The organism is Nonomuraea sp. NPDC048882, from assembly GCF_040649755.1.
Classification (GTDB): Bacteria; Actinomycetota; Actinomycetes; order Streptosporangiales; family Streptosporangiaceae; genus Nonomuraea; species Nonomuraea maheshkhaliensis.
The window spans coordinates 172,278-195,604 of sequence record NZ_JBEZGB010000011.1 but is presented as its reverse complement, the minus strand read 5'-3'; the positions used below and the strand labels follow the sequence as shown (position 1 = coordinate 195,604).

27 protein-coding genes are annotated in these 23,327 nt (G+C 71.4%); 16 read left to right on the top strand and 11 right to left on the bottom strand.

Annotated features, from left to right (window positions below):
- Positions 1 to 150 precede the first annotated feature (150 nt).
- From AB0C27_RS34805 to AB0C27_RS34780, 6 genes are all read left to right on the top strand, one after another.
- Positions 151 to 1,530, top strand: a complete 1,380-nt coding sequence (locus AB0C27_RS34805; RefSeq protein ID WP_357852937.1) for an FAD-dependent oxidoreductase — start codon at positions 151 to 153, stop codon at positions 1,528 to 1,530.
- 93 nt (positions 1,531 to 1,623) lie between these two features.
- Positions 1,624 to 2,445, top strand: coding sequence for a trypsin-like peptidase domain-containing protein (locus AB0C27_RS34800; protein ID WP_357852934.1), 822 nt, complete (start codon positions 1,624 to 1,626; stop codon positions 2,443 to 2,445).
- 20 nt (positions 2,446 to 2,465) lie between these two features.
- Positions 2,466 to 3,449 (top strand): MoxR family ATPase, encoded by a 984-nt coding sequence (locus AB0C27_RS34795; protein WP_357852931.1) that lies wholly within the window; start codon positions 2,466 to 2,468, stop codon positions 3,447 to 3,449.
- A gap of 6 nt (positions 3,450 to 3,455) precedes the next feature.
- Positions 3,456 to 4,340, top strand: a complete 885-nt coding sequence (locus tag AB0C27_RS34790; protein WP_357852929.1) for a DUF58 domain-containing protein — start codon at positions 3,456 to 3,458, stop codon at positions 4,338 to 4,340.
- Between the two features lie 58 nt (positions 4,341 to 4,398).
- Entirely contained in the window at positions 4,399 to 5,352 is a 954-nt protein-coding gene (locus AB0C27_RS34785; RefSeq protein ID WP_357852926.1) for a VWA domain-containing protein, read from the top strand.
- A gap of 1 nt (position 5,353) precedes the next feature.
- Positions 5,354 to 6,418 (top strand): VWA domain-containing protein, encoded by a 1,065-nt coding sequence (locus AB0C27_RS34780; protein ID WP_357852923.1) that lies wholly within the window; start codon positions 5,354 to 5,356, stop codon positions 6,416 to 6,418.
- 8 nt (positions 6,419 to 6,426) lie between these two features.
- On the opposite strand, the gene AB0C27_RS34775 is transcribed toward AB0C27_RS34780, so the two are convergent.
- Positions 6,427 to 6,897, bottom strand: a complete 471-nt coding sequence (locus tag AB0C27_RS34775; RefSeq protein WP_357852921.1) for a PPOX class F420-dependent oxidoreductase — start codon at positions 6,895 to 6,897, stop codon at positions 6,427 to 6,429.
- Between the two features lie 131 nt (positions 6,898 to 7,028).
- Here AB0C27_RS34775 and AB0C27_RS34770 point away from each other — a divergent pair, with 131 nt between their 5' ends.
- Both AB0C27_RS34770 and AB0C27_RS34765 read left to right on the top strand, forming a co-directional pair.
- On the top strand, positions 7,029 to 8,345 hold the full coding sequence (locus tag AB0C27_RS34770; protein ID WP_357852918.1) for an acetamidase/formamidase family protein: 1,317 nt from the start codon (positions 7,029 to 7,031) through the stop codon (positions 8,343 to 8,345).
- Between the two features lie 130 nt (positions 8,346 to 8,475).
- Positions 8,476 to 8,868 carry a hypothetical protein gene (locus tag AB0C27_RS34765; RefSeq protein ID WP_357846105.1) on the top strand — a complete coding sequence of 131 codons (393 nt, stop codon included), beginning with the start codon at positions 8,476 to 8,478 and terminating at the stop codon, positions 8,866 to 8,868.
- Here the strand turns inward: AB0C27_RS34765 and AB0C27_RS34760 are convergent.
- Together AB0C27_RS34760 and AB0C27_RS34755 are read right to left on the bottom strand one after the other, a co-directional pair.
- Positions 8,862 to 9,293 (bottom strand): anthrone oxygenase family protein, encoded by a 432-nt coding sequence (locus AB0C27_RS34760; RefSeq protein WP_357852915.1) that lies wholly within the window; start codon positions 9,291 to 9,293, stop codon positions 8,862 to 8,864. The two genes, AB0C27_RS34765 and AB0C27_RS34760, sit on opposite strands and share 7 nt — an antisense overlap.
- Before the next feature lie 109 nt (positions 9,294 to 9,402).
- Complete coding sequence (locus AB0C27_RS34755) at positions 9,403 to 10,902, bottom strand: NAD(P)H-binding protein (RefSeq protein WP_357852912.1); 1,500 nt, start codon at positions 10,900 to 10,902, stop codon at positions 9,403 to 9,405.
- A gap of 90 nt (positions 10,903 to 10,992) precedes the next feature.
- Here AB0C27_RS34755 and AB0C27_RS34750 point away from each other — a divergent pair, with 90 nt between their 5' ends.
- The gene (locus tag AB0C27_RS34750) at positions 10,993 to 11,457 is read left to right on the top strand and encodes a MarR family transcriptional regulator (protein WP_357852910.1); all 465 of its coding nucleotides are present in this window, start codon (positions 10,993 to 10,995) and stop codon (positions 11,455 to 11,457) included.
- Here AB0C27_RS34750 and AB0C27_RS34745 read toward each other — a convergent pair.
- The gene (locus tag AB0C27_RS34745) at positions 11,441 to 12,754 is read right to left on the bottom strand and encodes a cytochrome P450 (RefSeq protein WP_357852907.1); all 1,314 of its coding nucleotides are present in this window, start codon (positions 12,752 to 12,754) and stop codon (positions 11,441 to 11,443) included. The two genes, AB0C27_RS34750 and AB0C27_RS34745, sit on opposite strands and share 17 nt — an antisense overlap.
- A gap of 202 nt (positions 12,755 to 12,956) precedes the next feature.
- Between AB0C27_RS34745 and AB0C27_RS34740 the strand changes: the two genes are divergently transcribed.
- The 5 genes from AB0C27_RS34740 to AB0C27_RS34720 all read left to right on the top strand — a co-directional run bounded on the left by AB0C27_RS34740 (position 12,957) and on the right by AB0C27_RS34720 (position 17,558).
- On the top strand, positions 12,957 to 13,235 hold the full coding sequence (locus tag AB0C27_RS34740; protein WP_357852904.1) for a hypothetical protein: 279 nt from the start codon (positions 12,957 to 12,959) through the stop codon (positions 13,233 to 13,235).
- A 126-nt stretch (positions 13,236 to 13,361) separates the two neighbouring features.
- Complete coding sequence (locus AB0C27_RS34735) at positions 13,362 to 15,872, top strand: polysaccharide lyase family 8 super-sandwich domain-containing protein (protein WP_357853485.1); 2,511 nt, start codon at positions 13,362 to 13,364, stop codon at positions 15,870 to 15,872.
- A gap of 114 nt (positions 15,873 to 15,986) precedes the next feature.
- Positions 15,987 to 16,337 (top strand): hypothetical protein, encoded by a 351-nt coding sequence (locus AB0C27_RS34730; protein ID WP_357852901.1) that lies wholly within the window; start codon positions 15,987 to 15,989, stop codon positions 16,335 to 16,337.
- Between the two features lie 134 nt (positions 16,338 to 16,471).
- Positions 16,472 to 16,981, top strand: a complete 510-nt coding sequence (locus AB0C27_RS34725) for a phospholipase (RefSeq protein WP_357852898.1) — start codon at positions 16,472 to 16,474, stop codon at positions 16,979 to 16,981.
- Positions 16,982 to 17,264: 283 nt separating this feature from the next.
- A complete protein-coding gene (locus AB0C27_RS34720) occupies positions 17,265 to 17,558 on the top strand; it encodes a hypothetical protein (RefSeq protein WP_357852896.1) in 294 nt (97 codons plus the stop codon).
- Between the two features lie 40 nt (positions 17,559 to 17,598).
- Here the strand turns inward: AB0C27_RS34720 and AB0C27_RS34715 are convergent, their stop codons facing one another.
- The 3 genes from AB0C27_RS34715 to AB0C27_RS34705 form a co-directional block, all read right to left on the bottom strand.
- Entirely contained in the window at positions 17,599 to 17,946 is a 348-nt protein-coding gene (locus AB0C27_RS34715; RefSeq protein WP_357852893.1) for a hypothetical protein, read from the bottom strand.
- A gap of 3 nt (positions 17,947 to 17,949) precedes the next feature.
- Positions 17,950 to 18,564: a sigma-70 family RNA polymerase sigma factor gene (locus AB0C27_RS34710; RefSeq protein ID WP_357852890.1), complete on the bottom strand. Its 615-nt coding sequence runs from the start codon at positions 18,562 to 18,564 to the stop codon at positions 17,950 to 17,952.
- Between the two features lie 241 nt (positions 18,565 to 18,805).
- Positions 18,806 to 19,834 carry an NAD-dependent epimerase/dehydratase family protein gene (locus tag AB0C27_RS34705; protein WP_357852887.1) on the bottom strand — a complete coding sequence of 343 codons (1,029 nt, stop codon included), beginning with the start codon at positions 19,832 to 19,834 and terminating at the stop codon, positions 18,806 to 18,808.
- A 205-nt stretch (positions 19,835 to 20,039) separates the two neighbouring features.
- Here AB0C27_RS34705 and AB0C27_RS34700 point away from each other — a divergent pair, with 205 nt between their 5' ends.
- Entirely contained in the window at positions 20,040 to 20,444 is a 405-nt protein-coding gene (locus AB0C27_RS34700) for a hypothetical protein (RefSeq protein ID WP_346106491.1), read from the top strand.
- A 2-nt stretch (positions 20,445 to 20,446) separates the two neighbouring features.
- Here the strand turns inward: AB0C27_RS34700 and AB0C27_RS34695 are convergent, their stop codons facing one another.
- From AB0C27_RS34695 to AB0C27_RS34685, 3 genes are all read right to left on the bottom strand, one after another.
- Positions 20,447 to 20,881, bottom strand: a complete 435-nt coding sequence (locus AB0C27_RS34695) for a GNAT family N-acetyltransferase (protein ID WP_357852884.1) — start codon at positions 20,879 to 20,881, stop codon at positions 20,447 to 20,449.
- A gap of 51 nt (positions 20,882 to 20,932) precedes the next feature.
- Positions 20,933 to 21,622, bottom strand: coding sequence for a DUF899 family protein (locus AB0C27_RS34690; RefSeq protein WP_357852881.1), 690 nt, complete (start codon positions 21,620 to 21,622; stop codon positions 20,933 to 20,935).
- Between the two features lie 83 nt (positions 21,623 to 21,705).
- Positions 21,706 to 22,110: an RNA-binding S4 domain-containing protein gene (locus AB0C27_RS34685; protein WP_357852878.1), complete on the bottom strand. Its 405-nt coding sequence runs from the start codon at positions 22,108 to 22,110 to the stop codon at positions 21,706 to 21,708.
- A 129-nt stretch (positions 22,111 to 22,239) separates the two neighbouring features.
- On the opposite strand from AB0C27_RS34685, the gene AB0C27_RS34680 reads away from it, so the two are divergent.
- Complete coding sequence (locus AB0C27_RS34680; RefSeq protein ID WP_357852875.1) at positions 22,240 to 22,902, top strand: HNH endonuclease family protein; 663 nt, start codon at positions 22,240 to 22,242, stop codon at positions 22,900 to 22,902.
- On the opposite strand, the gene AB0C27_RS34675 is transcribed toward AB0C27_RS34680, so the two are convergent.
- On the bottom strand, positions 22,899 to 23,270 hold the full coding sequence (locus tag AB0C27_RS34675) for a hypothetical protein (RefSeq protein WP_357852872.1): 372 nt from the start codon (positions 23,268 to 23,270) through the stop codon (positions 22,899 to 22,901). The two genes, AB0C27_RS34680 and AB0C27_RS34675, sit on opposite strands and share 4 nt — an antisense overlap.
- Between the last annotated feature and the right edge of the window lie 57 nt (positions 23,271 to 23,327).

Here is a 23,327-nt window from a genome sequence, read left to right as displayed (position 1 = left end):
TCATCGGACAATGAGCCTTTCTAACACGCTCCGGGGCGGTCCCGAGCCGGTTGCCGGAGGCCCGTCGCCGCCGGGGGAGAAACGGCAGCTGACAGTGCCCGGCAGCGGCTGACAGCGATCCGGCAGAGCGGCCTGACACCGTCCCTTTCCATGAACGAACCCACTACGGACGTCATCGTCGCCGGCGCCGGTCCCACCGGCCTCACCCTCGCCGTGGACCTGGCCCGCCGCGGCGTCTCCTGCCGCGTCGTCGAGCAGGCCGAGCAGCCCGCAGGAGGCTCCAAGGGCAAGGGCCTGCAGCCGCGGACGCAGGAGGTCTTCGACGACCTCGGCGTGATCGGCCGCGTTCTGGGCGTCGCGACGCCGTACCCGCCGGTGCGGGTCAGGCTGGGGCGGGTGCCCGTGTGGCAGACCCGCATGCACAGGCCCGCCAGGGCGACGGACGCGGTCCCGTACCCGACCGTGCTGATGCACCCACAGTGGCGTACGGAGGCGGTGCTGCGCGAACGCCTGGCGGAGCTGGGCGGGAAGGTGGAGTACGGCACCGCGCTGACCGGCCTGGACCAGGACGCCCACGGGGTGCGCGCCACGCTGGGCACGGGGGAGACGGTCAGAGCGCGCTACCTGGTCGCGGCGGACGGCGGCAAGAGTCCGGTACGCAAGTCGCTCGGCATCGGCTTCACCGGCGAGACCCGCGAGGAGGAACGCGCCGCCCTGGCCGACGTGCGTGTGGAGGGGCTCGGCCGGGATCACATCCACGCGTGGGCGCGGCCGGGAAAGGGCTTCGTGGCCCTCTACCCGATGGCCGGCACCGATGCCTTCCAGCTCCTCGCCCCGCTCAAACCAGGGGTGGAGCCGGAGGACACGCCGGCCTGGTACCAGCGGCTGTTCGCCGAGCGGTCGATGCTGCGCGGGGTCCGGCTGACCGAGCTGCTGTGGTCGTCCCTCTACCGGGTGAACATCCGTCTCGCCGACCGCTACCGCGCCGGGCGCGTCTTCCTGGCCGGCGACGCGGCCCACGTGCACTCGCCGGCGGGCGGCCAGGGGCTCAACACCGGGGTGCAGGACGCGTACAACCTGGGGTGGAAGCTGGCCCGGGTGCTGGCGGGGGCGCCGGAGGGGCTGCTGGACACGTACGAGGAGGAGCGGCGGCCCGTCGCCGCCGGGATGCTCGGCCTCAGCACGGACCTGCACGACAGGAAGTCAGTCAAACGCGACGAGGAGACCTACCAGCTCTCGCTCTCCTACCGGGGCGGCTCCCTGGCCGGGCACGGCGGCGACCGCGTCCCCGACGGCGGGGTCCGGCTGGCGGACGGGACGGAGGCGCGCATGTTCGACCTGCTCAGGGGCCCGCACTTCACGCTGCTGGCGGCCGAGCCGTGGAGCGGGGGCGGGCCTGAGGTGCGGGCGTACCGGGTGGCGGAGCCGTACGGAGGGGAGCGGTACACGCTGATCCGGCCTGACGGTTATGTCGGTATCTCGACTTCTTCGGCGGATGATCTCGCTGGTTATCTGGCCATGGTCGTATAACGCCGACCCCGGTGAGCTGCGGGGAAGCGGTTCTCATGAAGTTCTCAGGCGAAGTTTGTAGCACTTTCAACATAAATTTATGACTATGGGGCGATGGGGCACGCGCCGCAGGAAACCGGTGCGGCCGAGGCTCTGGCGGATCGGGGAGCCGTGGCCGGGCGAGCCCGGCGCTTCGCCGTCGGGGGCGCCGCACTCGCCGCGCTCGTCGTCGTGGCGGTGCTGGCGTACTGGCTGGGAGGCCGCGGCGGGCAGATCGAAGGGGCCGCGCCCAGGCCGAGCCCCACGCCGACGCCCACCACGACGCTCACGGTGCCGGACGTCTTCAAGCTGGTCGGGCCGTCGGTGGTGGTCATCCAGGCCGGCCGGTCGCTCGGGACCGGGGTGATCGCGGCCGACGACGGCACGATCCTGACCGCGCACCACGTCATCGACGGCGCCAAGGACGTGAACCTGACGTTCGCCGACGGCACCAAGGCGAAGGCCGCGGTCTCGTCCTCGAACCCCAAGCTCGACGTCGCCACCCTCAAGCCCGCCAAGCTCCCCGAGATCGTCGTCCCCGCGACGCTCGGCGGCGGCGTGAGCGTGGGCGCGCCCGTCGTCGCGATCGGCAACCCACTCGGCCTCACCTACAGCGTCTCCACCGGCGTCGTCTCGGGACTCAACCGCACCGCCGACCGGAGCAAGGAGGACGGCGACCTGAGGGGGCTCATCCAGTTCGACGCCTCCGTCAACCCGGGCAGCTCGGGCGGCCCGCTCCTGGACGCCCGCGGCCTGGTCGTCGGCATCGTCGTCTCCATCGCCGACCCGGGCGGCGACGAGGCGTTCGCCGGCATCGCGTTCGCCGTGCCGATCGGCCTGGCCCTGGGCGGGGGCACCGAAGGCGACGGCCCGCCCGGCGACGGGCCGCTGATTTGACCGACGAGAGGGAACACCGCATGACCTCGACCAACCCGTCAGACCACCCGCTCGAACAGGTGCTGTTCGAGGTCAAACGCACCATCGTCGGACAGGACGTACTGCTGGAGCGCATGGCCGTCGCCCTGATCGCGGACGGCCACCTGCTGGTCGAGGGCGTGCCGGGCCTGGCCAAGACGCTCGCGGTCAGGTCGCTGGCCGCCGCGATGTCCGGCAGCTTCCAGCGGGTCCAGTTCACCCCCGACCTGGTGCCCGCCGACCTCGTCGGCACCCGGGTCTACCACCAGCACTCGGGGGAGTTCAGGACCGAGCTGGGCCCGGTGTTCGCGAACCTGCTGCTGGCCGACGAGATCAACCGCGCCCCCGCCAAGGTGCAGAGCGCCCTGCTGGAGGTGATGCAGGAGCACCAGGTGACGATCGGCCGCGAGACGTTCAAGGTGCCGGAGCCGTTCCTGGTCATGGCGACGGAGAACCCGATCGAGTCGGAGGGCACCTATCCGCTGCCCGAGGCGCAGGTCGACCGGTTCATGATGAAGGTGATCGTCGACTACCCGGCGCAGGCCGAGGAGCAGGCGATCGTCGCCAGGGCGCTGCGCCCACCCGAGCCGCCGCAGCCGATGGTGACGCCCGAGGGCCTGATCGCGATGCGGGCGCGCGCCCAGCAGGTGTACGTCGATCCGGCCATCGTCGACTACGCGGTACGGCTGGTCGGCGTGACCCGCTCGCCCGCGACCGCCGGGCTCGGCGACCTGGAGCGGTACGTCACCTACGGGGCGAGTCCCCGGGCCTCCATCGCGCTCGTCACCGGGGCCCGCGCGCTGGCGTTCCTGCGCGGGCGCGACTACGTGCTGCCGCACGACCTGGCCGAGCTCGCGCTCGACGTCCTGCGGCATCGCCTGGTGCTGTCGTACGAGGCCCTGGCCGACGACGTCGATCCCGACACGATCATCACCAGGGTGCTCGGGGCCGTCAGGGCGCCCGACGTCGTCCTGCAGAACCGCTGAGCCGCCATGGCAACCGCCCCAGAGAAACTGCTGCTCCGCCTGGAGTGGAAGGTCGTCCGCAGGCTCGACGGCCGGCTCCAGGGGGCCCACAGGACGACGTACCGCGGCTCGGGGATCGACTTCACCGGGCTGCGGCCGTACACCGAAGGCGACGACGCCCGCCACATCGACTGGAACGTGACCGCCCGGCTGGACGAGCCGCACCTGCGCGTGTTCACCGAGGACCGCGAGCTGACCGTGTGGCTGGTGCTCGACCGCTCGGCCTCCATGGGGGCGGGCCGGCCGGGGCGCGGCAAGCACGACGTGCTCGCCGAGCTCGCGCTCGTCCTGACCCGGCTGTTCGGGCGGGGCGGCAACCGCGTCGGAGCCGTGCTGTTCGACACGGGGATGTTGCGCGTCGTGCCGCCCGGCACCTCCCGGCGGCACGCGCTGCGGATCGCCGCCGAGCTCCAGAGGACGTCGGGGACGCGCGGCGGCAGCACCACCGACCTGGCGGAGATGATCGACGCGGCCGGACGGCTCGCGCGCCGCCGCGCGCTCGTCGTCGTGCTGTCGGACTTCATCGGCGAGGGCGACTGGGAGCGCTCCCTGCGGCGGCTGGCCCGCCGGCACGAGGTGGTCGCGCTGCGCATCGTGGACACCGCCGACGACGTGCTGCCCGAGGCCGGGCTGATCGTGGTCGAGGACGCCGAGACGGGGGAGCAACTCGTCGTGGACTCCGCCGACCCGCTGCTCCAGGTACGGTTCCGCGCCGCCGTGGACGAGCGCGACGCCCGGCTCACGGCGGGCATGCGCCGGGCCGGGGTGCCGGTGCACCGCATCGACACCGACCGCGACCTCGGAGAGGCGCTCGTCGAGGTCGTCGCCAGAACCGGGAAGCGGACGTCATGACGGCGCTGATCATGACGGGGCCGATCACTGGGCCGATCGGGTTCGCGGGGGAGGCTCCATGACGTGGTCCGCTCCGTTGCTGCTGGCCGTCGGGCTGCTGGTCACGGCGGCGCTCGCCTACGCGGCCGTCGTCTCGGCCCGCCGCAGGAAGGCCGCGCTCGCCGCGGCCGGCCTCGCCGTGCCGGGCGGACGCCGGGCGTACCTGGGAGTCGGCCTGACGATCGCCGGCATCGCCGTGCTCGCCATCGCCACCGCCGGGCCGGCGGCCATGGTGCCGGTCCCGCGGGCCGCGGGCACCGTCATCCTGGCCATCGACGTCTCCAACAGCATGAGCGCGGACGACGTCGCGCCCACCCGGCTGGCGGGCGCGCAGCGGGCGGCCCGCGCGTTCGTGGCGGCGCAGCCGGACAGCGTGGACATCGGGGTCGTCGCGTTCGAACGGGGTGCGCTCACCACCGCCAGGCCCGACGCCGACCACTCCGTGGCGCTGAAGGCCATCGACCGGCTGAAGGTCGCCGGCGGCACCTCGCTGGGAGCGGCCATCACGGCCTCGCTGACGGCGATCACCGGCAAGCAGGCGGCCCTCGGCCGCGACGGCGCCCCGCCGCCCGACCTCGGCTACTGGCCGTCGGCCACGATCGTGATCTTCTCCGACGGCCAGAACCAGGGCAACGACGTCGAGGACGTCGCGGCCCTGGCCCAGCAGGCGGGCGTGCACATCCACACCGTCGGCGTCGGCACCACGGCGGGCGCGGCGGTCAAGGTGGACGGGTACAACCTGCAGACCTCGCTCGACGAGGACACCCTCACGCTGATCGCGCAGACCACCGGCGGCGAGTACCACCCCGCCACCGACACCGCGCGGCTCGACGGGGTCGCCGGCACGATCGACCTGCGGCTCACCGTCTCCGACGAGCCGCTGCCTCTCGCCGGCGGGCTGATCGGGCTCGCCCTCGTACTGCTCACCGCAGGAGCGGCGCTCACCGTGCTCCGATCAGGACGGGTGATCTGAAATGACGTTCTCATGGCCGTGGGCGCTGCTGTCCATCCTGATCATCCCGCTGATCCTGGGCATCCGCTGGTGGGCGCTGCGCCGCCGGCGGCGGGCCGCCGTCCGCGTCACCTCGATCGCCCTCGTCCGCAGCGCGCTGCCCGGCCGGACGCGGTGGATCCGCAAGATCCCGCCCGCGCTGTTCGTCACCGGGCTCGCCCTGCTCGCGGTCGGGGCCGCGCGGCCGCAGGCGTCGGTGCCCGTGCCGCAGACGGCGGCGACGATCCTGCTCGCGCTCGACACCTCGGGCTCCATGTGCTCGACGGACGTGGACCCCAACCGCCTGACCGCCGCCAAGAAGGCCGCCGCCGACTTCATCGAGTCGCTGGAGGGCGGGCCGCGCATCGGCCTGGTCACGTTCGCGGGCAGCGCCGGCCTGCTCGTCCCGCCGACCGACGACACCGACGCGCTGACCGAGGCGCTGGAGAACCTCACCGTCGCCCGTGGCACCGCGATCGGACAGGCCATGCTGACCTCGCTCGACGCCATCGCGGAGGTGGACCCGTCGGTCGCCCCCACTGGCGCTGACCCCGGCACCGGAGCCGGTGAGGGCCACGCCGCCGCCGCGATCATCGTCCTCACCGACGGCGCCAACACCCAGGGTGTGGACCCGCAGACCGCCGCCCAGGAGGCGGCCCTGCGCCGGGTCCGCGTCTACCCCATCGGCTTCGGCACCACGACTCCGGCCCCCATGGTCTGCGAGAACTCCCAGTTCGACGGCCGCGGCTTCGGCGGGTGGGGCGGCGGCTGGGGCGGTGGCGGCGGCTTCGACCGGGGCGGACGCAACATCCGCATGATCGACGAGCCCGCGCTCAAGCAGATCGCCCAGACCACCGGCGGCGCCTACCACCGCGCCGAGAACGCCGACCAGCTCAAGACCGCGCTCGAAGCCCTGCCGGGCAGTTTCAGCGTCATCAGGCAGCGGGTCGACACGGCCGCCGCCTTCGCGGCCGGCGGCGCGATCTTCATCGTCACCGCCCTGTCGCTCTCCCTCTGGTGGAACCGCCCCCGTACGCCTGCTCGTTGATTGGGGGGTCAGTCGCCGGAGACCAGGCGGGCCGGGAAGCCGCCGGTCGCGATCGGGCCCCAGCGGTCGATGTGCAGCCGGATCAGGGACTTGTCCTGGCGGCGCATGGCCTCGCGGTACTCGTCCCAGTCGGGGTGCTCGCCGGCGATGCAGCGGTAGTAGTCCACGAGCGGTTCGAGCGCCTCGGGCATGTCCAGAACCTCCGCGCGACCGTCCACCTGCACGTACGGCCCGTTCCAGTCGTCGGACATGACGCAGATCGACGCGCGGTCGTCACGGCGGGCGTTCACGGCCTTGGCGCGGTCGGGATAGGTCGAGACGACGATCCTGCCCTCCTGGTCGACGCCGCAGGAGACCGGCGAGAGCTGCGGCCGGCCGTCCGCGCGCGTGGTGGACAGCAGGCCGTGGTGGCGAGGACGGAGGAAGTCGAGCAGTTCGGGCAGTTCGACGCGGCGGGCGGTCGCGATGCTGGGAGCCATGACACTTGCCTTTCCTTAAGGACGTGGCTCAGATCCTTCCACTCCTGACGCGAGGAACACCCGATCCGAAACGGGGACGTAACAGACGTCCTACATGCTCGGTATCACCCTCCGCCTCCGTTAGGAGAATCATGAGCGTGTCGCAGACGTACGGACGACGGAACTTCCTGCGTGTGGCGGCGGCCCTGACCAGCGCGGGCGGCGCGGTGCTGGCCGGCGCTCATCGTGCCGCAGCCAGTCCGACGCTGCCGAAGGAGATCCTGCAGCCCCGCAAGGGGCCGATCCACGGCAGGCACTACCTCCCGTCCACGACCGAGCAGGTCACGTGGGGGTACGTGCCCGCGCTGGGCAGCGAGCCGGTGCTGCGGATCAGGTCCGGCGACACGGTCACCGTCGACACGGTCTCGCACGAGGGCATCCTGGAGGACCAGGGCCGTGACCCCGTCGCCTACTTCGCCCGGCACGGCGTGCCCCGGTCGGACGTGCTCCAGGACGCCATCGCCATCGCTCGCGACTACGACCGCACGCCCAGGGACTTCGACCTCGACGGCCCCCATGTCGTGACGGGCCCGATCCACGTGGCCGGCGCGCGGCCCGGCGACGTGCTCAAGGTCGAGATGCTCTCCATGCTGCCCCGCGTCCCGTACGGGGTGGTGTCCAGCCGCCACGGCAAGGGGGCGCTGGCCCGGCAGGCGAACGGCGGCGCCCCCGACGGCATCACGCTGGAGGAGGTCATGCCGCCCGTGGCCACCGACGGCCGCCCCACAGGAGATCCGCTCAGATACGGCAACGTCTCGGTGTTCACCCCGGTCCGGCACGGACGCAAGGGCGTGGCCAGCGGCGTGCTCAAGCGCGGCAGGAAGGGGGAGGTGACGTTTCCGCTGAACCCGTTCATGGGGGTGATGGGCGTCGCGTTCGCCGAGGCGGGCCGGCCGACCGACCCGCTGCTCAACAGCATCCCGCCCACCCTGGGCGGCGGCAACATCGACATCGCCCACCTCGGCGCGGGCGCCACCTTCTACCTGCCGGTCTTCGCCGAAGGCGCGCTCTTCTACACCGGCGACCCCCACCACGCGATGGGCGGCGGCGAGGTGGCGCTGACGGCGATGGAGGGCTCGCTGCGGGCCACGTTCCGACTGACGGTGTGCAAGAAGGGCTCGGGGGACGCCCCATCCGTCGCCTTCCGCTACCCCTTCGGCGAGACGGAGGACGCCTGGCTGCCGATCGGCCTGTCCGACCCGGACGGCTCCAGGAACGGTCAGGTGAACGACCTGGACGTGGCCATGCGCCGCGCAGTCGTCAACGCGCTCGACTTCCTGGAGCACGACCAGGGGATGGATCGCGCCGTCGCCTACGCCTACCTGTCGGCCGCGACCGACTTCGAGATCTCCCAGGTGGTGGATCGGACCACCGGCGTGCACGGTCTCATCCGCAAGGAGCACTTCTGAGCAGGGTCTACGTGATGTGGCGGCGATCACATTCGGTGTGTGGATTCGTCCACAGATGATCCGTTGCCGTCTCCGTAATGTCTCTCTTGCCGGAGCACCCCGGTGGAAGAGACAAGGGGAGGAACCCGAAATGCGTAAGACCTTCGCGATCGCGGCACTGGCTGGTTCGATGGCCATCACCGGTCTGGCTCTCAGCCCGGCCGCGGCTCAGGCGAGCACCACGACGACCACGGTGAGCTGGGGGAAGTTCTTCTCCAGTGACCACAAGGCGTACACGTTCGGTAAGACGTGGAAGTCGCACGGCAAGGTGTTCACGAAGTGGTACGGGGTGGACAAGGTCGGCGGTAAGAAGGGCTGGGTCTGGTTCGAGGTGTACCAGGGCGGTCACTGGAAGAAGTTCAACAAGTCCTGGGACGGCGAGGTCGTCGGCGCCTGGAGCGGCAAGGGCATCAAGAAGGTCTACACCTTCACCTGCTGGGCCGGGAAGTTCGACAACTGCGGCAAGAAGTACCGCATCTACTGAAGACCGGTCAGGCCGATGCCGACCAGCACGAGTCCGGCCGCGCAGGCCACCGTCCGCAGCGTGTTGAACGCGGTCCAGCGCGGCGAGTACTCCTTCCAGGACATGGTCCCGGCGTCGATGGCGTTGTTCATCGGCACGTTGATCACCATCGTGACCAGGAACGAGCCGACGAAGTTGACCGCCGCCGCGGCGAAGAACCAGACGGACGACGCGACGAACCCGGCCACCAGCGCCGCCACCGGCGAGCCGAGGAACACGAGATACAGCCACGGGTTGAGGATCTTCCTGTTGATGCCGCGCATCGCCTCCTCGGCCCTGGCGGGGTCGAGGGTGTTCAGGCCGGGCATGACGGACATGGAGAAGGTGTAGAAGAGGCCGGTCAGGGCGCCGTGCAGCACGAGGGTGATGAGCGCGAGTGCGAGCATGGTCATATCGTGACCGCGCTGGCCGGGACGGTCCATGGTCGTCCCGCTCAACCCCATACGTGAGCGTCCACACGGCACCCCGAGAGTCCCGGGGGGACCGCTACCTATGTCAGCGGGTGCCGTCGATGAAGGCGCTCCGGTGCTCCTCCGCCCACGAGGCGAAGGTGCGCGCGGGCCGTCCGGTCAGCTCCTCCACCACCGGCGTCAGCTCGGCCGGCCGCCCGTCGCGGCTCTCCCAGTAGTCGAGCAGCGCGTCGCCGACCGGGCCGTCCACGTACGGGCCCGCCTGCTCCTTCCACTCCTGCCTGCTGACCCGCTTGATCACGATCTCGCGCCCGATCGCGCGGGACAGCGCCGCGATCTGGTCGGCGAACGTGAGCGACTGCGGCCCCGTCACTGTGTACGCCCGGGTGTACGCCCGGTTGTACGCCCGGCCCCCGAGCGCGCCGGGGTAGGCGAGCACGGCGGCGGCCACTGCGGCGAGGTCGGCCTCGTGGACGGCGTCCACATGCGCCTCCGGATAGGGCAGCGCGACCGGCGTCCCCGCCTTGATCGTCCGGGCCCAGGCGAAGGCGTTGCCGCAGAAGGCACCGGGCCGCAGCAGCGTGCTGCGCACCGGTGCCGAGGTCAGGGCCCGCTCCACCTCGACGTGGGATCTGGCCAGCGGGTCGGCGTCGGGTTCCGGGGTGAGCACGGACGACGACGACAGCAGCACGATGTGCTCGACCCCGGCGTCGGACGCCACCTGGGCGAACTCCGCGGCGTACGCGGGCTCGGCGTACAGGAAGACCGAGGTCACGCCCGCGAGCGCGGCGGCGAAGGTGGACGGGTCGCGCAGGTCGCACCTGACGATCGACGGGTCGGCGGGGGTGGAGGAGGCGGGGCGGACGGGCAGGCCGCGCTCGCGCAGCAGCCCGATGAGCGCGGTGGCGACGGCGCCGCGGGCGCCGGTGACGAGGGTGGTCATCTTTCTGAGGTCCCTTTCAGTGGTGGGCGTGCGCCCGGCGTGGCAGCAGCCAGACCAGGGCGCAGCAGGTGCCGAGGCCGAGGCCGACGACCAGTACGGGCGGCACGAGGGCCCAGCCTCGGCCTGGAGGTAGAGGGCCAGTACGTTCAGCAGGCCCGCGACGGCGGCGTGGAAGACGACGCTCAGCACGAGTCCGGCGGTGAACCCGCGCCGGAGCAGCAGCGACGGCTCGATCAGTGGCGCCCGGGCCGTGACCTGGCGCAGGCAGAACAGCGCGGCGAAGGCCAGCCCGCCGGTCAGGCACAGCAGCGGGCGCGCCGACCAGCCGGCGGCCGAGCCGTCGATCAGGCCGTAGAGCAGGCCGAGCATGGCCGCGCCGAGCAGCGCGGCCCCCGCGGCGGCCACGGGGGCGCCCCGGTCGCCGAGGCGCCCGCCGGTGACCAGCAGGACGCCCATGGCGAGCGCGTAACCGGCGCCGAGCCACTGGACGAGCGCCTGCCCGCCGCCGAGGTCGGCGACGATGGCGGGGGCGGCGAGGTTGGTGATGGTGCCGTCGAGCAGGTCGAGGGCCGCGGCGGCGATGACGACCACCAGCACGGCCCACGGCCGGGCCGGCGCCTCGGGGGGCGCGCGGATGAGCATGAGGTCTCCGGATAGAATGAGAGCGTCGCACAAAGGTTGCGCCACGCAAAGATTGTGTGACGCAAATAAATGTGGAGCACGGAGCCGCCCATGTCAAACCGAGCCGAGACGTTGCAGCGAGTCATCGCGGAGAGCCAGCGCCACTACGCGGCCTACACGCTGTTCAACCAGGCCATGGCCGACCGGCTCGGCCTCCACCCCACCGACCTGCAGTGCGTTGCCCTGCTGGAGCTGGAGCCCGGCCCGGTGAGCTCCGGTGCCGTCGCCCGTTTGACGGGCCTGACCCCTGGTTCGGCCACCCGCCTGGTCGACCGCCTGGAGAAGGCCGGTCTCGTCGTCCGCCGGCCCGACCCCGACGACCGCAGGCGGGCCCTGGTCGCCCTGGCTCCCGAGGCCAGGACGCGGATCAGCGACGCCTGGGAGGTCCCGGGCACGGCCTTCGGCGAGGTGCTGGCCCGTTACGACGACGCGGAGCTGGAGCTGATCGCCGACTACCTGCGCCGCGCGTCCGAGGTCGGCCGGGCTCAGGCCGAACGTCTCACTGCCCGGGAGTGACCCCGTCCGGCCGCTCGGTCAGGTGCAGGCGGATGTCGTTCTCGGCCCACAGGACGAATCGCTCGACCGGCACCACGGGATGCCCCTCGACCGGTTCGAAGCGGAAGCGTTTGAGCAGCACCGCCAGCACCAGCTCGGCCTCGACCATGGCCAGGCCGGCCCCCTCGCAGCTGCGCGGGCCCAGTCCGAAGGGGATGAACGCGTAGCGGGGGCGCCTGGCCTGCTCGGCGGCGGTGAACCGCTCAGGGATGAAGGCCCGCGGGTCCGGCCAGTAGCGCGGGTTCAGGTGCACGGCCCAGAACGGGTAGAAGATCGTCGTGCCGGCCGGGATGTGGTGGTCGCCGAGCGTGAGGTCCTCGGTGGTCTCGCGGGCGCCGTACGGGCCGGGTGGGTAGAGCCGCATCGACTCCTTGAGCGCCATGTCGAGCCGGCTCAGCTTGCGCAGGTCGGCGTAGTCGGGCGCGGGCCGGTCGCCCAGGACCTCGTCCAGCTCAGCCGCCACCCGGGCGGCCGGGCCCGGATGCCCGGCCAGCAGGTGCAGGGTCCAGGAGACCGCGACGCCGGTCGTGTGGTGCGCGGCCAGCATGATCATCAGTACGGTGTCCCGCACCCTGGCGGGGCTCAGGCCCTCCTTGACCAGCGCGGCGACCAGATCACTGCCCCCGTCGGCCGGCCCGTCCGTCCCCGCCCGGTCCAGCACGCCGTCCACGACCTCGCGCAGGTACGCCAGCGCCCGCTCCGCCCGCGCCAGGTCGTCACCGCGCTCGTACTGGCGGCCCAGATAGCCGGTCAGCACGGTCTCGAACGCGCTCACCACCCGCGCCGGCTCGTCGATGCCGCCGCCGAGCGCGTACTGGCAGATCATCCGCAACGACAGCTCGCTCAGGTCCTGCTGCAGCTCCACGGGCCCGTCGGCGGCGCGCCGCGCCCACCGGTCGGCCAGGTCGACGGCCAGGGCGGTGAAGCCGGCGAAGTGGGCCTCGTGCGAGCGCCGCCCGGCCAGCGCCGACAGCAGGGCGCGGCGCAGCGGCCGGTGCTCGGCGGCGGGCAGGGTCTGCAGGTTGCCCGCCTCGCACAGCGGGGTCAGGAACTCGAACAGTTGGTCCGGCCGTTCGTTGACCGCGGCCGTGGCCTCCAGCAGCACGGGGTCGGCCACCGATACCGCCGTCAGCCCGCCCGGCAACTGGAAGCGCACCATGGGGCCGTACTGCTCGTGCAGCCGGAGCTGGTAGGTGTGCAGGCCGCCCGCGGCCCCGATGTCGTCGCTGCCGTCAGGGGGTCCAGGGATCTCGCGCACAAGGTCACGTTCTCCCGGCCTCCCCGCCGTTGGCAAGGCGCGCGTACGTCACATCCCCGGAGTAGTCTCGCGGCGTGGCGCGTTTCCTGTGCTTCGCCTGCCGCCGGCCGATCACCGCATCCGTCAGGAAGATCCCGCTGCCGCCGTGGAAGGAGTCCCCTGAGGGGCGACCGAGTGGTACGAGCGGATCAAGGAGCCGCTGATGCCGCGCGGCACGTACGCGGCCAACCACCGCCCGGGCGAGTTCTCCGGCGAACCGCCCGGCCTGGTCATCCATCCCGACGACGCCATGGGCATGTGCCTGCACCCGGACCTCGTCCGGCGAATGGGCTGCTGCGGGATCAACATGCGGGGCGGGCTGCCCAACCTCGTCTGCGAAGGTTGCGGCGCCGAGCTGGCCGTGCACCAGGCCGACTGTTACACGGAGAACCAGGTGACGCTGGTGACGGAGGCAGTGATCCTGTCGTACGCCGGCGACTGAGCCGCGTGGAAAGCGGTTGCCGACTGCGGCCGACTCGTTGGAAAGCGGTTGCTGACCGGGACGAAAGGGATCATGTAAGGTGAGCCGGGCAGCCCCCCACCGGCCTGGAGTCACGCCGTGCCGCACATGTCCCGCCGCCAGGTTCTCTCCCTTCTCCCCGCCGCCGGCCTGCTCGCCGCGGCCACCCCCGCCTCCGCGCGCGCCGCCGCGGCCGTCGACCATCCACGCGTGCTCGCCAACACCGTGGCGATGCTCGCGGGCACCCCCGAGGTCAACGCCCGTCCCGAGCTCGCCGGCAAACTCGCCTCGATCCTCGCCACCGCCAGGCAGCGCCTGACCGCCATGGACCAGGCGGGCGACGGCGAGCTGTTCGCGGGCCTGCGGCTCGGCACCGACGACGTGCAACTGCGTCAAGCCTTCCAGTACCTCTACGAGATCGCGCTCGCCACCCGCACCCCCGGCAGCGCGCTCGAAGGCGACGAGGCGGCGCGGCGACGGGCCGCCGACGGCCTGGTGTGGCTGCACGAGCGTTACTTCGGCGACCAGTCCGCCGGCTACTACGGCAACTGGCACAACTGGGAGATCGCCATCCCCACCCACGTGAGCAGGACCCTCGCCCTGCTCGGCGACCAGGTGCCAGAAGGTCTGACGGCCACCTACCTCGCCACGATGGACGCCTACCTGCGCAACGGCAAGAACGGCGACGTCGACCTCGACTCCCGCTTCCACACCGGCGCCAACCTGGCCGACATCACCGCCAACCGGATCCTCCAGGGCGCGCTCACCGGCGACGACGCCAGGGTCGACAAGGCCATCTCCGACCAGGCCACCGTCTTCGCCACGATCGACCCGTACGACCTCCAGCACGGCGTCACCGACGGCTACTACCGCGACGGCTCCTTCATCCAGCACCACCGCGTCGCCTACACAGGCTCCTACGGCCGCGCCCTGCTCAGCCGCGTGGTGCAGACGCTCAAGATGCTCGAAGGCGTGGGCGGCGGCGCCTCGGCCGACCTGCCCGCGGTGGTCTACCGCTGGGTCGCCGACGGCTTCGCTCCGCTGATCTTCGAGGGCTGGATGATGGAGATCGTCAAGGGCAGGGCGGTCGTGCGCCCCGCCACGGGCTACACCGACGTCGGCGTGATCGCCGAGGCCGTCGCCGACCTGACCGAGCACGTGGACGACGCCGGCGCGCTGGCGCTGAAGAAGTACCTGAAGTTCCTGCCGGCCGCCGACCAGGCCGCCTTCGTCTCTCCCGGCAGCATCGCCCGTTACGCGGCGATCCGCGCCGATTCCTCCGTCCCGGCCGCCGACCTCAACCCGGCCGAGCGCAGCGTGGCGTTCAACGCCATGGACAGGAGCGTGCACCGCCGTCCCGGCTACGCCTTCGCGCTGGCGCGCAGCTCCGACCGGATCAGCAAGTACGAGTACATGAGCGGCGAGAACCTCATGCCCTGGTTCCAGGGCGACGGGGCCTACTACCTCTACCTCTCGGGCGAGGACCAGCGCGAGGTCTTCGGCGTCGACTACTACACGACCGTCTCGCCGTACCGGCTGGCCGGGGTGACCGCGCCGGTCGAGGAGCGGCGGACGGTCCCCGAGTCGTACGGCGGCCGCCTCTGGTACGAGAACCCGGGACATCCGCTCAACTTCACCTCCTCGTCGGAGTCCCAGAACACCTACGTCTACTTCCCCGTCTCGGGCAACTCCTTCTCCGGCGGCGCCACGCTCGGCGCGTACGGCGTCAGCGGCATGATCCAGACCGACGACGCCGCCTACACCGCCAAGCAGGCGGGCATCCTGCCGGACGACTTCGTCGTCTACCGCAACGCCCGCGCCACCAAGTCGTGGTTCCTGCTCGACGACGAGATCGTGGTGCTGGCGGCCGACGTCTCAGGCCAGGGCGGGCGCGACGCGGTCACCACCGTGGACAGCCGCATCGCCGCCCCCGGCGACGCGGTCACGGTCACCGGCGAGTCGTGGACCGGCCGGGACTGGCGGCCCGGCGACAGCGCGCCGCCCCGCTGGCTCCGCTACGCCAACGGCACCCGCGGCACCGCCGTCGGCTACGCCTTCCTCAGCCGGCAGCCGGTCAGCGCCGGGCTGGAGACGGTGACCCGCAGCCGCAGGGTCGTCCGCACGGCCAACCCCGACACCAGCGTGACCAAGAACGTCTTCACCGCCTCGATCACGCATCCCGCCAAGGGCGGCCTCACCTCGCTCGCGTACGCCCTGGTGCCGAACGCCGGCGGGGCCCGCCTGCGTGCCTACGCCCGGGGGCCGCTGACCGTCCTGGCCAACGACCGGCACGTGCAGGCGATCCGGCACGAAGGGCTCGGCATCGTCGCCGCCAATGTCTTCACCGGCGGCCCCCGGCCCGCCGGCCGCCTGCTCATCGACGGCCCCGCGTCGGTGATCGTCCGGTCCGATTCGCGCAGGTCAGGCGGGCGTACGACCGTCGCCGTGTCCGACCCCACGATGAAGCGCGACCGCGTCACGGTGATGTTGCTGGGGGCGTCGCTCAGGCTTGACGGCGCGGACGAGGGGATGACGGCCAAGCGGGTGCCCGGCGGCACCTTGATCCAGGTGACGACCCGCCACGCCTACGGCCGCACCTTCACCGCGAACCTGCGCTGACGATCCAGGACTTCGAGGCCTTCGCACGGCCTTCGGGAGGACTTTGCGGGACTTCGCGGGACTTCGCGGGATAAGTGGTCATTTGGTGAGCACTTATCCGCGCAAGATGGAGTCATGCACATCTTCACCGACGCCGCCGCCTGGCGATCCTGGCTGGCCGACCACCACGACTCGGAGACGGAGGCGTGGGTGGTGCTGGCGAAGAAGGGCACGACGGAGCCGACCAGCCTCGGCTACGAGCAGGCGCTGCAAGAGGCGCTCTGCTTCGGCTGGATCGACGGCCTGACCCGCAGGCGTGACGCCGCCACGTACCTCCAGCGCTACACCCCGCGCCGCCGGCGCAGCGCCTGGTCGAGGTCGAACGTCGAACGGGTGGCCCGGCTGCGGCAGGAGGGCCGGATGGCGCCGGCCGGCCTGGCCGAGGTCGAGCGCGCCCAGGCGGACGGCCGCTGGAACGCCGCCTGATCATTGGTGATCAGCAGGCCGAACCTTGATCAAATCCTGCGGCGACCTTGCCCCGCAGGACGGCTCGTGGCCGGGTGGCGCGGGCCAAGCTTGCCGTGACAGGTTCCGGCCTCGGGCAAGACAGGCAGGTTCTCATGGTTGGACGATCCGCCGCCGCCCTCGCGTTGATCGGCGTCCTGGCGTGGCCCGCTCCGGCGCACGCGGTGACATTGGAGCAGCGGCTCGCCGCGCTGTCCGCGTTCACCCAGCCCACCGCGTCCAGCGCCGCGGCCTGGTACGGCGCCTGGGCCGACCCGGGCTCGTGGACCGACTACGGCTTCGACTGGTCCACCGACCTGTGCTCGCGCAGCCCCGACCGGCCGCTCGGGTACGACTTCCGGATGCCGTGCGCGCGCCACGACTTCGGCTACCGCAACTACAAGGCCGTCAAGCACTTCCCGGCCAACAAGGCCCACGTGGACGAGGCGTTCCTGTACGACATGAACCAGGTGTGCGCCGGTTACGGGGGCGCGCGCAAGCTCGCCTGCGACCGGCTCGCCTGGTCCTACTACCAGGCGGTCCACCGCCTGGGCGGCCTCGACCTCAAAGCCGACCCCGCCGACGAGAACCCCGCCGACGAGCTGGCCGCCGAGCCCGCTGCCTGAGCCCGCCGCCGAGCCGGCCACCTGAGCCCGTCACCTAGCCCGGTCACCTGAGCTGCGCCGCCTGAGCCGCGCCGTCAGCCCCGCCACCTGCTGTGGGGAAGTTTTGGTGCTCCAGTTGCCCCCACTGGAGCGATGCCAGATTAATGGCCGATCGTCCGGTTTGTATAGGTTTCGCATCACGTTCCTTTCGCCCGCCCGCCCTCGCCGCCTCCACTGTTGACTTTATGTAGTCAATCGATTACTAATCGTGGAGTCAATGTTCGCGGCAGGAAGGATCCACCCCGTGCGACGTGCTCTCACCGGCCTCGCCCTCGCTTGTTGCGCCCTCGCCCCGGCGCTCCCGGTCCACGCCGCCGTCCCGGCCGGTAACGCGCCCTCCTGCGTGGTCGTCTGGCAGACCACCGGCACCATCACCAAGACCGGATACGCGCGCAACAACTGCGGCCGGACCCTCCGGCTGAAGATCATCTGGGCGCACGGCACCGACGGCGAGTGCCGTACCGTCGGCTCGGGCGGCACCATCTGGTCCAAGGTCGCCCGCGGCGTCAGGACGTTCGACGGCGCCAGCAGCTGCTGACCTGCTTCTTCCGGCTCCCCGCCTCCCGGCGGGGGCCGGCTCAAGAGCGGCTTCTCCTGGTGCGGAGCCGCGCGGCGCCGACCTCGGGCAGGGGGCGCGGGAAACGGCCGGCGGAGAGCCACGCGGCCCCCGAGGTGTCGGCGCGCACGCCGATGTTCTTCAGCCGGTCCACGAACTGCCTGCGCGACTTCGCCGAGCCGTCGAAGAGCACGTGATCGACGCCCGCGATGTCCGTGGCGTGCTGCCCCTCCCGGCGCGCCCGCAGCCGGGCCGCGTCCCAGTCGACCACCTCGACGCCCAGGGAGCCGAGGAAGGCTTTCATCGCCTCGACGGCTTCGTGCCAGCGCCCGTGCGCGAGGAACACCTTACGGCGATTTCGCCATCTCACGGGTCAGTGACCTTTCCGCGGAGACTGCGACGGGCTGATCCGCAGCTCCGTGGCGATGCTCTTGACGTCGTGGTCCAGGATGTAGTGGCGGATCGCCACCTCCGCCTGGCGCGGCGGCAGCCGGTCCAGCGCCCAGCGGACCATCGCGGCGCCGATCACCTGTTCGTCGGGGGGTTCGTGGGCGAGTTGCGCTCCGGGAGCCTCGTCCTCCCTGGTCAGATCGGTGGCCCGTTCTCGTGTCAGCTTGCTCGTCTGGAGTCGCCTCCAGACGTTGATCGCGATCCTGATCACGTACGCCGTGGGCTGTTCGGCACCGCAGACCTTCTGCCAGTGGCGGAGCGCGAGCACCATCGTCTCCTGGGAGATGTCGGCGGCCAGGTTGTCGTCCTGCGTGCGCAGCCGCATGATCGCCAGCAGGGCCGGATAGGTTTCCTTGAAGAATTCGGAGAAGTCGTCCAGCAGGCAACTCATATGGGCGCCGGGTGAATCCGACGCGCCCCAGGTCTGCGGCAGGTCGAGCTCGTCGGACCGGCGCGGGCCACCGGTGTTCCTGGGAGGGGTGGCCAGCAGGACGGGCGCCACGTCGTCGCTCGTCGCATCGTCGCTTGTTTCCGCCAAATCACTCGCTCCAAGCGTGATTGCGTGCGGGGCGCTACCCCTCCGCGGTCAGGTGGCCTCAGGACGACCTCGTCCCGATACCCCATTGAGTCCGCGGCGACCCCGGAATGTCTACGTGGAGTAACGCATCGACGATGGTTCGCTCATCGATGTGCCGCATTCACGTATCAGCTGCCATTCACGCAACAAAAGCGATTTTCGCCCAATAAAAAGGGCGTTCTTGGGTGATCAGCGGGTGGGCTCAGTGTGCGCGGTACCAGTCGAGCGTGGCGGCCACGCCCGTCGCGTGCGGGGTGACCTCGACCTGGCCGAACGCCGCGCGGAAGGCCGAATCGTCGGCGACGAACGGGCGGTCGCGCTGGTACCACGTCTCGCCGAGCGCGCGCACGGTCGGGTTGAGCAGGCCGAGGAGGCGCTGCGTGCCGCGCCCGAGCCCGGCGATCTTGGGGGTGCCGCCGGCCGCGGCCCAGACCAGGTCGAGGAACGCGCGGCCGGTGACGGGTTCGGCGGCGGGCAGGTGCCAGGCGCGGCCGTCGGCGCCGTCGTTCTCGCCGAGGGTGACCAGGGCGGCGGCGATGTCGGGCAGGTAGGCGACGGTGTGGGGCTGGTCGAGGTCGCCGACCCAGCGGGCGGTCTTGCCGGCCAGCGCGGCGGCGAAGATCGTCGGGCCGATGGTGGTGTTGGTGCCGCCGGGGCCGTAGTAGTCGGAGGCGCGGCCCAGGGTGGCGCGGACGCGGCCGGCGCGGTGGGCGTCGAGGATCAGCGCGTCCACCTCGGCGCGGGCCCGGCCCTGGGGGTTGGTGGCGGCGTGGGGCAGGTCCTCCGTCATGGGGCCTGTGACGGGTCCGTAGACGTAAAGGTTGTCGGCCATGACCAGCTTGGCCCCCGTGGCCTCGACCCCGGCGAGCACCGTACGGGTGAAGGCGGGGAACTCCTCGGCCCAGCGCTCGTACTTCGGCTGCGCGCACTGGTAGACGACGGCGGCGTCCCGGCAGGCGGCCACGGCGCCCTCGGCGGTGGCGACATCGGCGGCGAAGGCCGTCACCGCCGAGGGCTCACTGGAGGCGGCACCGGACTCGCCGGCGGCGACGCCGGATCCGTCGGCGGTGGCGGTGGTTTCACCGGCGGTGCCGCCGGCTCGCGACTGGTCGGCCCCCGAGGTGGCGTGGCGGCTGACGGCGCGGACGCGGTGGCCGCGGGCGGTGAGCGCGGCGACGACGGCCGAGCCGATCGCGCCGGTCGCGCCCAGAACCACGTGCAGATCTGACATGTGGGATGCCTCCTTGTCGACCACCCTAGTGATCCGCAAGCCTCCGTGATCAGCAGCCCCCCGCGCCGACAGATCCCATTTTTCAAAAGATGGACCACTCTCGTCCTATTTATGGGCATATGTCGATTTCCGTGCTTCCCGTCCGGGCAGACAAGGTAAAGGACGACGCCTCCACGAGGCGGAACCGGATAAGGGGGACTCTCCGATGACCTACCATCACGCACCCCGGATGACCGGCTGGGTCGGCTGGGTCTGGTTCGGCGGCGCCATGATGATCATGGCCGGGCTGTTCAACGTCATCACCGGCCTGGCCGCCGTGTTCGCCGAGCGCGTCTACGTACAGACGGCCGCCCGCCTGCTCATCTTCGACGTCACCACCTGGGGCTGGGTACATTTCGTCCTGGGCGTGCTCGTCCTGGCCACCGGCGTCGCCGTCATGGTCGGCCAGAACTGGGCCAGGGTCGTCGGCGTCGTACTGGTGATGCTGAACGCGCTCACCCAGCTGACCTGGATCGCGGTGAACCCCTGGTGGTCACTCGCCGTCATCGCGATCGACGTGCTCGTCCTGTACGCGCTCATCGTCCACGGACGTGAGGCCAGGCTCGACTGAGCTCAGCGCAGGTCCTTGGCGTAGCAGTAGACCAGTGGTTCGCCCACGTACTTGCCGTAGGGCGCGGTCGCCTGGTAGCCCGCGCTCTCGTAGAGGGCGATGGCCTCCGGCTGGAGGTGGCCGGTGGCCAGCCGCAGCCGGTCGTAGCCCATCTCGGCCGCCAGGCCCTCCAGCGCCTTCAGCAGCGACCGGGCGATGCCGCGCCCCCTGTGGCCGGGGGCGACGTACATGCGTTTGAGCTCGCCGGTCGTGCCCTCGGCCGGCTGGACGGCGCCGCACCCGGCGGCGAGGTCGTCGACCACCGCCACCAGGAACCTCGCGTCGGCGTGCACGGCCGAGCGGCCTTCTGGCCCGTACTTGGCGACCAGCTCGCCGAAGGCCGCGTCGATCAGGGCGGCTAGACCGGCGTCCGTGAGGGGGCGTTCCACGATCCGCATGCGGGCGAGCCTAACGCCCCCTCGGATGACGCCCGCGACAGGGGCGGCAGGTCAGGCGGGGTCAGGGCCGTAGGCGGCCGCGATCTCCTTCGAGCCGGTCCACTTGCTGTAGGTGGGTGCCTTCGGCCAGCCGTCGGGGGAGTCCTGCCACTCCTCCTGCCGCCCGTACGGCAGCAGGTCGATCAGCCCGAACGTGTGGCTGAGCTGCTCGGTGCCGCGGCCGTTGGTGTGCCAGGTGCGGTAGACGGCGTCGCCGTCACGCAGGAACACGTTGACCGCGAAACCCCCTCCGGGCGGCGCCCCGACGTCGGAGCCGAACGGGCTGTTCGCGGTGGAGTACCAGGTCATCTTGTTGCCGACCCGCCGCTTGTAGGCGAGCGCCTCGTCGATCGGGCCCTGGGTGACGATGACGAAGCGGGCGTCGTAGTCGTCGAGGAACTCCAGCCGGGTGAACTGCGAGGTGAACCCGGTGCAGCCGGGGCACTGCCACTCCTTGCCCTCGAACCACATGTGGTTGTAGACGATCAGCTGCCGCTTGCCCGCGAAGACGTCCGCGAGCCGGACCGGCCCCTCCTCGCCGTCGAGGACGTAGTCGGGCATCCGCACCATGGGCAGGCGGCGGCGCTGGGCGGCGACGGCGTCGAGCTCGCGGGTCGCCGCCTTCTCCCTGACCCGCAGCTCGTCGAGCTGCTTCTGCCAGGTCTCGGCGTCGACGATCGGCGGTAGTGCGTTGGTGCTCATGAGTTCTCACTCCTCGTACGTGTCGTCCGGACGAAGAGGTAGACCAGGCGCGGCCGCGAAACTCATCGGTGCACCCGGCGGGATCACTCCCGGGACCCGCGCCCTTCCCCGCCGGGCCGCCCGAACAGCTTGTCGAGGCTGCGCCGCTCGCGTTTGGTGGGACGGCCCGCGCCCCGGGCGCGTACGGCCACCGTCACGACCTCCTCGCGCGGCGGAGGCGGCGGGCTCTTGTCCACGTAGCACTCGGCGGCCACGGCGGCGCCGACCCGCTTGGCGATGATCCGGGAGACGACCACGATGCGTTCGCGCCCGTCGTGCCGCAGCCGGATCTCGTCACCCACCCGGACGGCGTGCGCGGGCTTGATCCGCACCCCGTTGACCCGGACGTGACCGCCCCGGCAGGCGTCGGACGCGACGGAACGGGTCTTCGTCAGCCGGACCGACCAGATCCAGCTGTCGACCCGTGCGCTCACCTGCTCCTCTGCCACCCCGCCACTGTACTGACCGGCGTCACACGCCGTCGATCGCCTCTAAGCCGGCCGGGGCGCTGCTGTCGATCAGCGCACGGCGTAACCCGGCCGGAATAGCGCCGCCCCGCGCGGGGGATGGGTCCCGTCATGGTCCCCCTGAGGCGGGCGTTCCACGCCCCCATGCTCGCTGTGGTCTTCGTCCTGCTCGTCGCCGCCTTCATCGCGCCGCCGGCGGGCGCGGAGCCCCGCAAACGCCCCAAAACGGTGTCGGCGGCCCACGCCAAACGCATGCTCGGCCAGCTCAAGGTGGCCAGAGCCCTGTCCATCCGGGGTTACCACCGCAAGAAGTTCCGCCCGCACTGGCCGCGCCGCAAGGGCACGTGCAGCACCCGCGAGCTGGTCCTGGCCCGCGACGGCCGGCGCGTCCGCAAGAACGCGGCCTGCCACCCGGTCAAGGGGATCTGGTACAGCCCGTACGACGGCCGGCGGCTGAAGAGCGAGCGGCTGGTGGACGTCGATCACGTGGTGCCGCTCGCGTACGCCTGGCGTTCCGGGGCGAAACGCTGGAGCCAGGCCAAACGGCGCGCCTTCGCGAACGACCTCACCCGCGCCGAGTTGCTGACCGTCAGCCACTCGGCCAACATCGCCAAGGGCGGCCAGGGCCCGCAGAGCTGGCGCCCGTCCCGCCGCGCCTATTGGTGCCGCTACGCGACCTCCTGGATCAGCGTGAAACACCACTACCGGCTCTTCGTGACCAGGAACGAGCGCCGCGCCCTGCTCAACATGCTCCGCACCTGCCGAAGGAGCTAAAGTCCCGGGCTCGTGGCGGGCTCGACGACGTGGATCTCGCCGGGGCGCAGATCCTTGTTCACCCGCGCCACGTAGCCGGCGAACTCGAGGATGGAGATGATCGCGGTGTTCATCGCCTGCTGCGCGTTCTTCAGTTCGGCCACGACGGGGTCGCTGGTGAGGCGGGCGATGTCCACCTGGACGAAATGCTGGGTCAGGACGGGGTTGACCCGCCATTTCAGGTACAGCTCCGGCGGAAGACGCTGGTCGTCCGCGATCTCCACGTAGACGCCGGAGGTAAGCGAGGAGTCGAAGGTGCCCGCGATCGGCAGACCGGTCCTGGCCAGGGCGGATTTGACCTTCTCGGCGAAGATCTGGTGCTCGATCAAGGTCGTCCTCCGGATGGCCGCCGCGAGACCGGGTCACTCTAGCAAGCGGGGCCGGCG